Below are 14,709 nucleotides of genomic sequence, written 5' to 3' on the forward strand. Positions count from 1 at the left end.
TATTTTTGTTGAACAGAGGGGTATTTTTATGCCAACAGATATATGTGAATCAGGAATATAATATATGTAATTTGTGTTGAAAATGGAAATGTATTGAACGGGAATCTGCAATAAGTGGCACATTAATTAAAAGTGTCACTCATTGCAGGTCCCTTGTGTATTGGAGTTTCAGGATTTTGTTATAAAATAAGGCTCTATCTAAAAATCAACTCCAGCACTGAATCTCTGCTCTTTCCAACTACATCAAGGCTACGATTCCTGGAGTAAGCTCTTGCCCGTGTAGAGAGCGTTAATCCCGGCAATATCCAGGGCCGACAGGGCGTTACGCTGTCCGATGGTGGCTCCGGCTTTGGTGGGAGTAAGGGTGTCCGTCCCGGGAATCTTGGCGAATGCCGATCTGCTGTAATGCATGATGGAACCGTAATCGTAGTCCATGGATTTGAACAGATCGGGATGATTGACGATATCAAAATTGTGAATGGCTGACGGAATAAGATTGTCCTTATGGAAGGTAACGTATTCATCGCGGTTCGGTTTGGTATGCTCGTGCAATAGACCGAGGGCGTGCCCCATTTCGTGAATGATATTGCCGACGACGTACCACTTGCTGGCCAGGGTGATTCGCTGCATTCCGCCCTGCATGCCTACTGCGGAGCTGCATCCAGTGCCCATGGTAAAAGAGATATAGTTCCGCTCGTTGGTTCGCTCGGTAAACGATACTCCTTTGCATGCATTGGATATGAGTTTCATCGCTTGCAGAATATCCGTCCGATTCTGGGCGTTCACCGTTGAATCCAAGGCATAATACACTTGGCCACGGGGCCACAATCTTCGGATGTCGATAATGACTTCGGGGTGGGGTGCGACTTCTTTCCCAGCAGCCAGTGCGGCCTCCACATGGGCGGTCAACGCCCGCATTTGTGCTGCTTCCGCTACGACAATGTCCCCATCAAAAATCGCCAGTTGATCATACTCCGTATAGTTCACCTTCACCGGTTTTTGGTTGTCTGCCAGAAAGACATAACCTGTCTCCGGAACACCCTTCTCCAGTAAATCGGGTGCATACAACTCCATGGATTGATCCTGATTTTGCATATGCAACCTCCATTAATCTATTTTTCACCATAACTTGTTCTTGGGAACTGAAGTGCTTGTTACCTGCAGCAGATTCTTCTCCGAAATGGACACATGCAGCTGTGAACGAGTCTGGAAGTCCAGCTTCACGCTGTAATCCAGATGCATATCCGGATCAATGATCTCACCAGCGTTCAGAAATCCATAAGTCATATACAACTGGGGCAGTTGTTGAAAAGAAACGCGTGTGTTCGGATGTGCCTCAACAGCGGTGACAGGATATCGGTTCTGAATCAGTCCTACCATGACCCGATCTTCCGTCATAACCGAATGATCCATCATAATAACATAGCCGTCCGGTGTGTTGCCCTTATAAGGACGGGAAAATTGATATCCCCCGCCCGCTTCCCTGGAAAGTGTAACACCGTTGAGGTGGGGCAGAGCTGCATCCATCGTCTGTATGCTGCGGATGGACAAGCCTTTGTCTACAGAATCTGTCCGATCGCTGCACCACAAGAATTCCATCTGCCCATCCCAGCTGAATTGCACCGTTCCCGCATGAGGTACGGAGGGGGCAGATAACCAGACATAGGTAACCCGGCTTGGATCCCGTAGTTCATCGTATACCTGATATAGACATATGTTTGCACTGTAGGTGGCCTGGTTCGTGACAGAGATGGTGTATTTGGACACGGTTACAAGTCTCCTTGCATGGAAGAGGAAGGCAATCGGATTACCTCCCCCAGCAGTCTGTATTACGAATTCAGATGAAACTGATTGTGCTCGCTCAGCGTCACGGAATGGGAGGTAACCCCGTCAAAGGTTAATTTCAATGCGACATCAGCGTACTCACTGATATCAATGATTTCACCCGGTTCGATCCGGCCGTAGACCATGTAATAGGTTGGATGAGGTGTGAACTCGGTTTTGGTGTTCGGCTGGGCCTTGACGGCAACCACCGGTTTGTTATCCATTTGAATGCCAATGTAGGCATTGTCTGCAACGACAATGGAGTCATCCTGATGCACATAGAGGATATTCGATTTGGGTCCGGATGTAGCCTCAGAGAACTGGTACGTGCCACCATCTGCATGGCTGAACAGAACCATGTTATTGGATGTCAGGTCTGCTTCTCTTGTGGCTGTGGACGTAATGGTCGTTCCAGGCTTGGGATTATCGACCTCAGTCCAGTAGAAATCATATTCTACCTCCCAGGTGAACGCAGTGGTTGAACCGGAGGTGGACGGCTTCACCAGCCAGGCGAGTGTTAGTACATTCGGATCATCCAGGTTGGGGTCCACCTGATAGATGGCGAGACTGGCGTTGTACGTGGCTTTGTTATCGACGCTTACGGAATACGTGGTTGCTAATGTGGGCATGTTATTTCCTCCTCGACATATGCTTTGTTTGCTACACCTCTAATGTAACCGGGTTTCGACATCATTTTTAGTACCCGAAGTCATGAGATGGGGTGACGCCTGGTCGCATCAAAAAGTGATTGGAATATGACTGAAATCATCAAAAATCACTCTTCAATATGACCGATTTCACAAATTCTCTTTACGTTGTGTACTCGCAATTCATATAATGAATTCAGACATTTAGTACCAGTAAATGTCATAAAAAGGAGGGTGTTTGATCATGGGAAGAACAGTAAAATACGCTGAAATTGAGCCTCGACTGAAGACAGGTGATATACTTCTCTGTCACAGCGTCATGCACGAAAGCATCATGATTGAGTTCATTGAAGGCTCTATGTGGTCCCATATCGGCATGATTGTCAGGCTGCCCCAATATGACTACCCCTTGTTGTGGGAATCCACGACTTTTGACAACGTGAAGGATGTGTTACTTGGAAAAACCAAGACTGGTCCGATGCTGGTACCGCTTTATGAGCGAATTCGGACAGACATTGATAATCTGTGGGACCCAATGTTCGCTTTCAGGCTGCTGGAGACCGAGCGTCCACCAGAGATGGAAGCAGCGCTGCTGGCGCTTATTCAGGAAGTACATGGGGGCCAGTTCCCTGGAGAAGTCGAGATGTTGGAAATTGTGACCGAGGGCAAGCTGGGTATTCGCTCCGGAAGCCCCAACCGGTTCTGCAGCCAACTTTTCGCAGAGACTTACATTCGATTGGGATTACTGCCTCCGAAACGTGTACCGAACAGCTACTGGCCGATTGATTTTTCGAGTGAGGGGAGGGTAAGCCTGCTTAACCAGGCGACGTTGTCGGAGGAGTTCTACCTGCTCGCTGACGGAATACAGACGGCCGAAGAGCATGAAGTCAGCTAGAGCTGTTTTCATGCTTCTCCTCACTTGCTTGTGCCTGACTAGCTTCGGGGTGCAATCTCTGCATGCTACAGCCATCTATAAAGCTAAACAGGGCACGATGGATCTGACCCGTTGGGATTCTGAACGCGACGGCATCATCCGGTTGGATGGGGAGTGGGGATTCGACTGGGGTACTTTCCGGGAGCCTGCGCATTCCAGGACTGAAAGTGGTGATGATGCTGCAACTGCTTGCTTAGACTGTAAATCAGGCTATTTTTCAGTCCCAGGTCTTTGGAATTCGGATACGGAGCTTCGTCCAATGATCTCGCCGGAGGGCTACGCCACTTACCGCCTGTTCATTCGGACCTCTGAGGTGAACGGACTCTACGGCCTGTATATCAAGAGCATTCATTCTTCCTACCGCTTATATGTTAACGGAGAGCTTATTTCCACGGTTGGCATGCCGGGAACTTCACCGGGTACCACGGTTGGACGCTATGGTAAGCCCCTAGTGTTGTTTCATCATGAGGGGGCCTTGCTAGAGGTTATGCTCCAGGTGGCCAACTACGATTTTCCCACAGGTGGCATTGACAAGAGCATTCTGTTCGGTTCGGAGGAGCAGATGGTTGCTTTCTGGCAGCAGGGGCTGGCACGAAATCTCTTTCTGTTCGGTTCAATACTCACCATCGCCATCTATCATCTCGTCCTGTATGTCCTGCGCCGCAATAACAGGTCTACCCTGTATTTCTCGTTATTCTGCTTCATGATGGCCATTCGGACGGTGTTCGTTAATGAACGATTTATTCTGGTCCTGTATCCGGAGATGAACTATGAATTGTTCGTCAAAGTATCCTACCTCACGGCCTATCTGGGTCTGCCCTTATTGATTCAATACATTTACGGTCTGTATCCAGCCTACTTCTCGGTCCGCACAGTCAGGTTCGTGAATGGAATAAGTCTGCTGATGTCAGGAATCATTCTCGTTACCAATGTGAAAATATACCACAATACACTGCCTTATTTCCAAGCATTCATTCTGCTTGTCCTGATGTATATCCTGGCAAGACTGGGTTTGGCTGCGTTTAGACGCGAGCAGGGAACTGTATTGCTGCTGATTGCCTTTGTGAATCTCTTCATCTTTTCCGCAAACGATATACTATACAACCACAATTTGAACCAACTGGGAACGCTTGTTCCATTCGGTATGTTTATCTTCATTCTGCTGCAATCGTTCCTGCTATCGGTTAACTTCTCCAAGGCCTTTACCCGAATCAAGCAACTGTCAGATCGGCTGATGGTGTTGGATCGCTCCAAGGACCAATTTCTGCATAACACCTCCCATGAGTTGAAAACGCCGCTGCAGGGTATCATCGGGTTGACAGAGTCATTGGCCGAGGGCTCTGCGGGTCCACTTCCTCCAGCTGCGATAAGACAGCTGAGACTGATTCAATCCAGTGGACAGCGATTGTCTCACCTGGTTCATGATCTGCTTGATTTTACACGCCTGAAGGATAAAGAAATCGTACTCCAGCCTTCAGTACTGAATATTCGGGATACGGGTGATATCGTCATCAGGCTGCTAAGACCGCTTGCTGAAGGCAAACCAATCCAATTCCACAACGACATATCACCGCAATACCAGGTATATGCGGATGAGAACCGTCTATTGCAAATGTTTAGCAATCTGATCGGCAATGCTGTGAAATTTACGGAGTCCGGTTCCATTACCCTGGATGCAGGATTAAAAGGGAATGAAATATGCATTACGGTCAGAGATACCGGAATCGGGTTACCGGATGACTGGAAACAATCCATATTTGAGGCGTTCGAACAGGGGGATGGTTCAATTACGAGGAAGTACGGTGGAACGGGTATCGGACTCAGCATTACCAAGCATTTGGTTGAACTGCATGGGGGACGAATCTGGGTTGAATCAGCAGAAGGGCAAGGGTCTATGTTCAGCTTTACACTTCCCGTACACGGCCAATCGGATACTTCGAGACCGAAGTTATCAGGTTCAAAACATAATGCTGAGCGGAGAGAACCTTCGACGATTGAACAGAGTAAACCATATCTTGGAGCTGCCCAAGACTCTGGAATAGTGGAGACAACACTTGCCATGCAGTTCTCTGATTCGGAAGAGGACCATTCCAAAGGAGCCCGGATTCTGGTTGTGGACGATGAACCGGTCATTCTGCAGATTCTGCACAACCATCTCTCTTTAGCAGGGCATCAGGTGGTTCAGGCCGGGAACGGCCAGAAGGCCCTGGATCTGTTAGCACAGGGGTGTGATCCGGATCTGGTCATTACGGACCTGATGATGCCGCATATGTCAGGCTATGAACTGTGCCGAATGATCCGGCAGCACGTTGATGGGCATTTGCCAATCCTGATCCTGACCGCACGAAACCAGCCGTCCGATATTGAACTGGGATTCGATGCCGGGGCGACAGATTATCTGATCAAACCGGTGACCCGAACAGAGCTTATGTCCCGCGTTTCCCTTCATCTGAAGCTGGCCTCCTGGAATGACACCATTGAACAGGAGGTGATCAAACGTACGGTGCATATTCGCCAGACGATGAGGGAGACCGCCATAGCCATGGCGGACATCAGCGTGGTAGAAGAGAGAAATCGGATCACAAAGGAAATCCACGATGCCATGGGTTATTCGCTGACCACTACGCTCATGCAGCTGGAGGCTGGAAAAAGTCTGATTCCGGACAAGCCGGATGAAGCCCTGAGGCACATGACCAACTCACAAGAATTAGTCAGAAGAGGTCTTAGCGATATTCGCCGATCTCTCAAGCAGTTGAAGGAGGAGGAACAGGAGCCTTCTTTTGGGGAACGAATCAACCGTCTGATTCGGGATACGGAAACCTATACAGAAGTTAAGATACAAGAGGAAATTTTGCTGGATCAAGCCCTTCTGAATGCCGAACAACAAGAAGTATTCTATTTTGCTTTACAGGAAGGACTGACCAACGGTATTCGGCATGGCAACAGCAAGCAATTTCAGCTGCATTTGTCGGAACGAGACGACCATATGATGTTTAGGCTGAGCAATGTGGGAAAGCCCTATTCTCCGAAGTATCCAGGTATCGGCTTGCATTACATGCAAAAAGCGGTTAACGCCTTGGGTGGAAGTATTATCATTGACGATCACAGGGGAAGAGGATGTCAGATCACAATATTACTCAGGAAGAAGGAGGATTAAATTGAATCCGATAAGTCTTATCATTGCAGACGATCAGCGCCTCCTTAGGGAAAGCTTGCATACGGTTCTTGATCTGGAAGATGACATCGAAGTGGTAGGCCTTGCAGAGGATGGTCAGCAGGCTTGTGAACTCACCGAGAAGCTTAAGCCGAGACTAGTATTGATGGATGTTCAGATGCCAATTATGGATGGAATTCAGGCTATTCGTAAAATTAAGGCCTGCATGCCGAACACCCAAATTCTGATCCTGACCACCTTTGCCGAGGATGAATACATTATTGAGGGCCTGGCGGCCGGAGCCATAGGTTACCTGCTGAAAGACATGGACAAGAACAGTCTGTTAAAAGCTATCCGGGATGCCGTGGAGGGAAGGCACATGCTTACACCAGGGATTGCTTCCAAGCTTGCTGCACGGTTATCCGTTATGACGAAGACGCATCAGGTCAGCTTTAATGCTCAGAAGCTCAGATATGCAGGGGTGGAATTTACCGAACGGGAGAGGCAAATTATTGCGCTTATGATCCAGCCGATGACCAATAATCAGATTGCCGAGACATTGTACATGAGCGTAGGCACGATCAAGAATTATATCAGTGTCATCTACAGCAAGCTGGGTACGAGTGATCGTATGCAGGCTGTCGCTTATCTCAATGAATTTATTGTCGAAAAGTAACCCTCGACCAACATGACAAAGCAGCGATTCCCCAATCAGGGAAGTAGCTGCTTTATCATGTTCTGGAATACAACCTGGTTCAGGTGAATTAAAATAAGAAGATCGAGATGCTCCTGTGTAACCAGGTTCATTCAAAATGGTCGATATTGCATGATTTTTGTTCAAATACCGATAAACCAGCTACCGGCTTCGTCAGGATTGATATATCCGTACTATTGTGACCAAACGCAAAATCGAAAAATATAATAATATTTTTTAAACTCAATTTTAAATGAGATGGTAAATATTACATTGTAAAATCATGAGATTTCCGGTATTTTTATTAACGGAAAACTTATCTTTTATAAAGTAGAAGTAGATTGTCTTAGCAGGTAGCCATTGAAATCCAGAAGAAAGGAGGAAGAAATACGATGTCAGAAGTTGCTAGTCAAAGAGTACATAAGCCAGGACCACAGCCAGTAAGCTTCGGTAGTTGGATGCTCACGTTGTTCCTCATGATGATTCCGCTTGTAAACATTATTATGTTGTTTGTTTGGGCATTTGGAGATTCGAATCCTTCGAAAGCCAATTATGCCAAAGCAGCATTGCTGTGGGCAGCGATCGGGATTGTGATATGGATACTTATCGTTGTTCTGGGTGTTTCAGCAGCGGTCTCCGATTTGAATTATTAAGTTTAAAGAAGAATTAGCAAATAGTGTATAGTCATACCCCAAAAAAGCGCCGACAATATTGTCGGCGTTTTTTGATTTGCTTATGTTGTACTAGGCCGCAGACGTCTTATCGGCATTGTGAAGACTCTGCGAGCGGCGTCCAAGCAGGTATCCTGCAAGCGAGGCCAGCATCTGCTGAAACACCATGCCGAGTACAACCGGGACGGCAACCGGTGGAGGGAAATACGATACAGCAAGCACCGCTCCCGCACTAATATTGCGCATGCCACCGTTGAACACAAGTGCGACCTGATCCGCTTCATTCCACCCGAGTATTCGGGCAATGAAATAACTCAGAGCATACCCGAATGAGGCCAGAAAAATAATGATGGCTGCCAAACCAGCTAACTGCCAGTTAAAGTCAGCCAAATATGGAGCAACCACAGAGCCATTAATTGCGACAACCGCTGCCATGAACAATTTGGAGAACGGATTCAGTCTGGGTCCCCAGACCGGGACAATGGCACCTTTGGTCCATTCATTCAAAAGCATCCCAATCAAGGAGGGCACAACGATCATCCAGAACAAACTGCTCATCATGGCTGCTATATCCAGCGATACACTAGTGCCTATCAGCAAGGATAATACGCCGGGTACAACAAAAGGAGCGAGCATCGTGTCAATCAGTATGATCGAGAGCGTCAGAGCAATATTGCCCCGGTAGATACTGACCCAGATAAAGCTGCTCACACCTGTTGGAATCACGGCTGCCAGAACAAGACCCGTTATTGTGTAGGCATCTGTTGGAAAGACCAGGTGACCCATACCCAGAGCAATCAGAGGCATCGCCAAATGCAGAATAAACAGACATACAAACAGTGGGAAAGGCTTCTTCAGCACGTTCACAAAATCCCGTATCCCGAGACTGATACTTCCGGCAAACGTCATGAACGCAAACAGCCAGGGCGACAAAAAGGTATAAGAAGAGAGAAGACTCCCGCAAAGAACGCCGATAATAATGCTGATTGGAGTAATCAGTGGCATGATGCGGTTCAAGCGTACATTTAAAGCCTGAAGCATATTCATGACATCCCTTTACCGTATGATTCCTTTATTATACATGTTAATAATGATGAGTGCAGACCCATTTGCAATGAAGTAAGCTGAACGGTTATCATAAATCTGGAAGAAGCACGCGATTTGAAAAAGGGGAGATGATTATGATTACCAGGAAAAGAAAGCAAACTTTAATGATGGCAGGCCTCATTGCGTCAAGTATTCTTATGATCTCGGCTTGTTCCGTTGTGGAACAGGCCAATCAAAGTTTGAATTACGTCAGCGGGGCTACTGAATATATAGAGCAAGTATCGAATGCCGGGGCAGATCTGCAAGAACTCGCATCAGGAGCGGTAAGCAACCCGGAAATAACAACGCAGGCTCAGGAGAAAATTGATCAGATTCAGGCGGAAGCCAGCGAATTTTCTCAGCTGACAGTACCAGCTATTGGGGAAAGTATTCATGAAAATCTGGTCAGTTATAATAATCAATTAACCGAAGTTGTCGATCGGTTTGAGAATACAATTGCAGAGCAGGGCTTTACCGCGGAAAATTGGGAGAAGACCGGGATTCCCGACCTGATCCATAATATCAACAATTTAAGAGATCCGTTAAGCGGGCTTGGAAACGAAACAAATTAAAGTTTAACAAGGTTAGCCCCTGAAGAAATAGCGGCTCCCCCCCAGAAAAGGACGTTATACCGAAGTGGTTTGATCACTTGCGGTTATCGTCTTTTTTCATGTTCTCATATTCCTTTCAACTCCTAACGCTTGATAGATCCCAAATCGGAACTGGATGAATATTTAACTTCATACTAGCAAGACTAAGTAGTGGATTTGTGTGCTGGATATGACAAATTTAGCATATAGAAACAATGATTTCCCATTGTTTTACAAAGAGATAATATGTTTAATAGGATTAAAGGACAGAAAAAAATATAGTTGCCTACTTTATTTCGGGAAATATATTCATATCTAAGGAGACCTGTGTGATGTCTGAACAAAATGGTAAAGTAATTATTATTACGGGCGGAGCGAGTGGTATCGGTAAAGAAACAGCGCTTCAGCTTTCGGCGCAAGGCGCAACGATTGTTGTTGCAGACTATAACGAAGAGGGGGCCAAGAAGCTAGCCTCTGAGATTGAAGCAGCTGGTGGCACAGCCGGAGCTTATAAAGTCGACGTGTCCAAAGGAGACGAGATCAAAGCCCTTATTGACTGGACTGTAGAGAAATACGGAACATTGAACGGGATTTTCAACAACGCGGGTATTGGCCTCGTCAAGCCATTTCTGGAGATGGACCCGGAATCCTATCACAGAGTCATTGATGTAGACCAGCATAGTGTATATTACGGCATGTATTATGGCGCCAAAAAAATGGTTGAATTAAATGTACAGGGCACCATTGTAAATACGGCATCGATCTACGGCAGTATTGCCGCTGTGGGGAGCTTTAACTATAATGCAGCCAAGGCAGCAGTCGTCATGATGTCCAAATCCGGTGCGTTGGAACTTGCTGAACATGGTATTCGCGTGGTTGGTGTAGCGCCAGGCTTTATTGAGACACCGATTTTGGGTAATGACAGAGCAATGAAGGAAGCACTTGCAACCCAACATATGCGCGGAGAGCTCATTCAACCGGAGAAAGTAGCAAGTGTGGTTGCCTTCCTGTTTAGTGACGCTGCAAGTGCAGTAAACGGTACAACGGTTGCCGTAGACGATGGTTTCCTCAGCTTCAAAACGAAATAAGAAGAGTATAGTCAGGAATTCATGTAAGGGATTTATGTGCGAGAAAATAAAGAAAAACGGTGCAAACGAATCAAATCGTTCTGCACCGTTATTTGTTTCTACGTATAAGTAAAGGAATCGTTATGAAAATAATTCAATATAGTCATCCCGGTAATTCAGAGATCATGATACAATAAGCAGACGTGCGTATTTTATCATTTTGTGGTGTCATAGACAATCCGCACACCGAGAGAGCTATAGCTCTCTTCTTTGTAGTGACATTGGGAGCACGTTTTTGTAGCGCATAACGCATCACTGTGAACTTGTAATTTTTCGTTGCATAGCGGGCATTTATTTTCAAAAAGAGTCTTCAACACGTTAAACATGCTTAATCACTCATTTCGGATTAATTTACTTGGTTTTTATATTATAGCCGATTATTTTAACTGCGTATAGCAGTTTTTTAATCATTTTTACACCGCAAGAAAGGAAGAAAAACCGATGGATACTCTGCTTTTTATCATCATGTTTATACTGGGTCTGGTCGGTTCCTTCTTCTCCGGTTTGTTGGGTATTGGTGGAGCCATAATTAATTACCCGCTGTTGTTGTATGTCCCTTCTCTAATGGGACTGGAGCCGTTCTCGGCACATGAGGTATCATCCATCAGTATGTTTCAGGTGTTTTTTGCTTCACTCGCTGGTGTGGTAGCTTACATTAGGAGAACGGGGAATGGGAAAAAGAGCGAAGTTCTCATTCATAAAGGTCTGGTGGCTAATATGGGCTCCAGTATTCTGGTCGGCAGTCTGATTGGCGGATTCATATCCGGACATCTGAATGGAGCAGTCATCAATCTGATCTATGGTATTCTGGCCATAATCGCGATTGTACTCATGCTGATCCCGGGTAAGGGAACAGCGGGCTCGGCTGGACTGCTGACATTTAACACCTATGTTGCGGCAGGGTCGGCTCTTGCCGTGGGGATCGTCTCGGGAATTGTCGGTGCGGGTGGTGCATTTATTTTAATTCCAATCATGCTTACCGTGCTCAAGATCCCTACCCGCACAACCATTGCGTCTTCGCTAGCTATTGTGTTCATCTCTGCCATTGGTGGAGTGGTGGGAAAGATTATGGGTGGAGACATTCCGCTGGAGCCCATTGTTTATACGGTTATCGGGAGTCTAATCGGAGCTTCTCTCGGTTCCAAAGTAAGTTCGATGATAAATGTGAGACTGCTTCGGTATGGACTAATGATTCTCATCGCGATTACAGCAGTGAAGGTATGGTCGTCCATTTTGTAAAACGATGTAGGATAGCAGCGTCCATGACGATTTCGTAACCAAATGGATGGAATGCCGTATAAAGGTTATGAACATGAGCTGGCGAATTTGTTGCAGCATGAATTCACATCAGTTTTCGTCCATGGAGCATCCTCAAACTCCTTTCATGGATACATGTTTAACATTATTAGAAGTTGAGGTATCCATCCTATGAATAACATACTTACAGATCATGCTGATGCAGGATATCAGCTGGCTGAGCAGAAGGCATCTCAGTATTTTACTTCTCTTCATGAACAACTTCTGGATAACAACTATATCACCGCGTTGACGCAGGATATGAACTTATGGCAAAAAAATCACGTTCAACCTTTTTCCTGGTTATCTTTTTTAGCACCAAGTCAACGAAAACCGGATTCCAGGGATGCTCATAGATATATCCAGTGGCTGAATGTTACAGGCAAGCTGGATGACTACCTGGATCGCAGTATCTCTTACATATATATGCGAGATCTGGGCAAATCGCTGGATTCTTCAGATACCCAGGCGCGCATCCAGCGCGTCGTTCGGGATACCAAAGCATATTTTATGCGTTCGAATACGCCCCATCGCAAGGAACAACCGGATTATATCAGTCTGGCCTCCTTATATCGCTGGGCTCAGAAGGAGAACGTGGAAACGGCCGTCATCTGGGTGATTAGCAAATTAAAGAATGTCGCTTCCAATATTCCGAAAGAACTGGACGCTGAGCAGGCACAGCGCAAGTTACTCAAGATCATCCTTGGCGTTGTTCTTCATGTAAACGATGATATGAATGAGGAGACACCACAGGCAGAACGCTCAGAGAGATTGGACGCTGCGATTCGGCTTGGTTATTCTTACGGGTTAACCTATCCATTTATTGATGACCTTCTTGATTCACAGGCATTGACCGCACAAGAGAAGGAACAATATTCTCTTCTGATTCGAAATGCACTTCTCACCGGAATTGTGCCGGACATCGGCGAATGGAATGGAGCCAATCTCCAAGTCATTCAATATGTTCATTCCGAGCTGCGGGATGCGTTCGAGTATATCAAGAACTACCAGCGCCCTGAGACTCAGCGAACGTTCTTCGAGCAATCATACGTATTCTTTCAGTCCCAGGAGATAGATCGCGCGAAGAAACTAACCAATGCGAATTATACCAATGAAGAACTTTATATTCCGATTATTATCAAATCCTCTTCTTCCAGACTCATCGTTCGTTCCGTCCTCAGTGCATCTGCGGATGAAGGTTTTGATCTGCGGACATTCTATTATGGCATTTACAATCAACTCGCAGACGATTTTGCCGATATGTTTGACGACATGGAGGAGGGGGCGGTGACCCCGTATACCTACTATCTGAAATATCGTGACCTGCGGCCTGATCTGATCAATCCGTATGAACTATACTGGGCAGTTATCTCTTATCTGATTCATGAGGTGTACCATTCCGATGCGAAGACCCGTGAGGTTATACTGGATCGTGCGATTAATGGTCTAAAGCGTTGTAAAGAGCGTCTGGGTCAAGATCATTACAACGAAGTAATGAACATTTTTGCCTCTGGACAACCGGAATTCAATCGACTCATTCAGCAGATGGTACGAAAAGCTGATGATGTGGATTTCCTGGATAAATTACTGCGAGATCAGGTCATTATCCATTTGCAGAACGACAAGCAGGAAAAACAGGACTTTCTGGATACGATTCGCACGGTTCGTGAACAGATCAATATTGAATTGCAGATTCCCAAGCCAAGTGGGCTTCCAGAGATGAAAGAAACACTTATTGATGCTGCGAATTACAGTTTGCAAGGAGATGGGAAGCGGCTCAGGCCGATACTGACCTGGGTTATGGGTGTGCGTGAATATGGATTGCATGAATCGTCTATCATTCCTCTTCTGAGGTCACTGGAGTACATGCATACAGCTTCCCTGATCTTTGATGATCTGCCAACACAGGATAATGCTTCGACCCGGCGGGGCCGTTCCACCTTGCATCAGGTGCATAACAGCGCAACAGCAGAATTAACGGGTTTATTTCTCATTCAGAAGGCCATCGGAGAGCAATCTTCCCTCAAGCAGTTCGATGCCGCTACCGTTCTGACCCTGATTCAATATTCGGCTGAAAAAGCAGAAGATATGTGCATGGGGCAAGCCATGGATCTGAACGCCAAAGGAAAAGCACTGACATTGGAACAATTGAACATGATCTGTTTCTACAAAACAGGCATTGCTTTTGAGGCTGCACTAGTGATGCCTGCCATTCTGGCTCAGGTGAAGGAATCGGAAATTGCGACCTTGAAGAAGTTTGCATATCATGCGGGTATTGCCTTTCAAATCAAGGATGATATGCTGGATCTGGAAGGGGATTATCTTGTGCTGGGTAAACCGGCAGGTCAGGATGTCCGGAACAACAGTTCAACTTTTGTGTCGATTCTGGGCGAAGATGGCGCGAAGAAAGAGATGTGGGAGCACTATTGTCTAGCAACCGATGCACTGAACGAAATGCCCAAACCGAATTCTTTTCTGAAACATTTGTTGGATTACATTATTGGACGGGAGCGTTGACATATTTTTCTGACCAATCCGTACTTCACATGAGTTATAATATATTCAACGACAACTGCCTGGATTCCTATTTAATAGAGTCCGGGTCTTGTTTTGTTTTAATGACATAAATATTTAAAAAATGAGATGTTTCAATAATTTAAATAATGGGTATTAAGCAAATATTATG

At 46.1% G+C, this 14,709-nt stretch carries 12 protein-coding genes; 8 read left to right on the top strand and 4 right to left on the bottom strand.

Annotated features, from left to right (window positions below; translation table 11 throughout):
* Positions 1-249 precede the first annotated feature (249 nt).
* The 3 genes from JNUCC31_RS29405 to JNUCC31_RS29415 form a co-directional block, all read right to left on the bottom strand.
* On the bottom strand, positions 250-1,095 hold the full coding sequence (locus tag JNUCC31_RS29405) for a M12 family metallopeptidase (protein WP_192266853.1): 846 nt from the start codon (positions 1,093-1,095) through the stop codon (positions 250-252).
* Between the two features lie 24 nt (positions 1,096-1,119).
* Complete coding sequence (locus tag JNUCC31_RS29410; RefSeq protein WP_192266854.1) at positions 1,120-1,767, bottom strand: hypothetical protein; 648 nt, start codon at positions 1,765-1,767, stop codon at positions 1,120-1,122.
* Between the two features lie 62 nt (positions 1,768-1,829).
* Positions 1,830-2,453, bottom strand: coding sequence for a hypothetical protein (locus JNUCC31_RS29415; protein WP_192266855.1), 624 nt, complete (start codon positions 2,451-2,453; stop codon positions 1,830-1,832).
* Positions 2,454-2,715: 262 nt separating this feature from the next.
* On the opposite strand from JNUCC31_RS29415, the gene JNUCC31_RS29420 reads away from it, so the two are divergent.
* From JNUCC31_RS29420 to JNUCC31_RS29435, 4 genes are all read left to right on the top strand, one after another.
* Complete coding sequence (locus JNUCC31_RS29420) at positions 2,716-3,366, top strand: hypothetical protein (RefSeq protein ID WP_192266856.1); 651 nt, start codon at positions 2,716-2,718, stop codon at positions 3,364-3,366.
* Entirely contained in the window at positions 3,353-6,562 is a 3,210-nt protein-coding gene (locus tag JNUCC31_RS29425) for an ATP-binding protein (RefSeq protein WP_192266857.1), read from the top strand. Before JNUCC31_RS29420 ends, JNUCC31_RS29425 begins: the two co-directional genes overlap by 14 nt.
* 1 nt (position 6,563) lies before the next feature.
* The gene (locus tag JNUCC31_RS29430) at positions 6,564-7,235 is read left to right on the top strand and encodes a response regulator transcription factor (protein WP_192266858.1); all 672 of its coding nucleotides are present in this window, start codon (positions 6,564-6,566) and stop codon (positions 7,233-7,235) included.
* Positions 7,236-7,645: 410 nt separating this feature from the next.
* Positions 7,646-7,906, top strand: coding sequence for a hypothetical protein (locus JNUCC31_RS29435; protein WP_228469302.1), 261 nt, complete (start codon positions 7,646-7,648; stop codon positions 7,904-7,906).
* 90 nt (positions 7,907-7,996) lie between these two features.
* On the opposite strand, the gene JNUCC31_RS29440 is transcribed toward JNUCC31_RS29435, so the two are convergent.
* Positions 7,997-8,965: a bile acid:sodium symporter family protein gene (locus tag JNUCC31_RS29440; RefSeq protein WP_192266859.1), complete on the bottom strand. Its 969-nt coding sequence runs from the start codon at positions 8,963-8,965 to the stop codon at positions 7,997-7,999.
* A 140-nt stretch (positions 8,966-9,105) separates the two neighbouring features.
* Here JNUCC31_RS29440 and JNUCC31_RS29445 point away from each other — a divergent pair, with 140 nt between their 5' ends.
* From JNUCC31_RS29445 to JNUCC31_RS29460, 4 genes are all read left to right on the top strand, one after another.
* Positions 9,106-9,582 (top strand): DUF6376 family protein, encoded by a 477-nt coding sequence (locus JNUCC31_RS29445; RefSeq protein ID WP_192266860.1) that lies wholly within the window; start codon positions 9,106-9,108, stop codon positions 9,580-9,582.
* A gap of 350 nt (positions 9,583-9,932) precedes the next feature.
* A complete protein-coding gene (locus tag JNUCC31_RS29450; RefSeq protein WP_192266861.1) occupies positions 9,933-10,688 on the top strand; it encodes an SDR family NAD(P)-dependent oxidoreductase in 756 nt (251 codons plus the stop codon).
* A 480-nt stretch (positions 10,689-11,168) separates the two neighbouring features.
* A complete protein-coding gene (locus JNUCC31_RS29455) occupies positions 11,169-11,966 on the top strand; it encodes a sulfite exporter TauE/SafE family protein (RefSeq protein ID WP_192266862.1) in 798 nt (265 codons plus the stop codon).
* A gap of 189 nt (positions 11,967-12,155) precedes the next feature.
* Complete coding sequence (locus tag JNUCC31_RS29460; protein ID WP_192266863.1) at positions 12,156-14,540, top strand: polyprenyl synthetase family protein; 2,385 nt, start codon at positions 12,156-12,158, stop codon at positions 14,538-14,540.
* The last annotated feature ends 169 nt before the right edge of the window (positions 14,541-14,709 follow it).

Source organism: Paenibacillus sp. JNUCC-31 (assembly GCF_014844075.1).
GTDB lineage: Bacteria > Bacillota > Bacilli > Paenibacillales > Paenibacillaceae > Paenibacillus.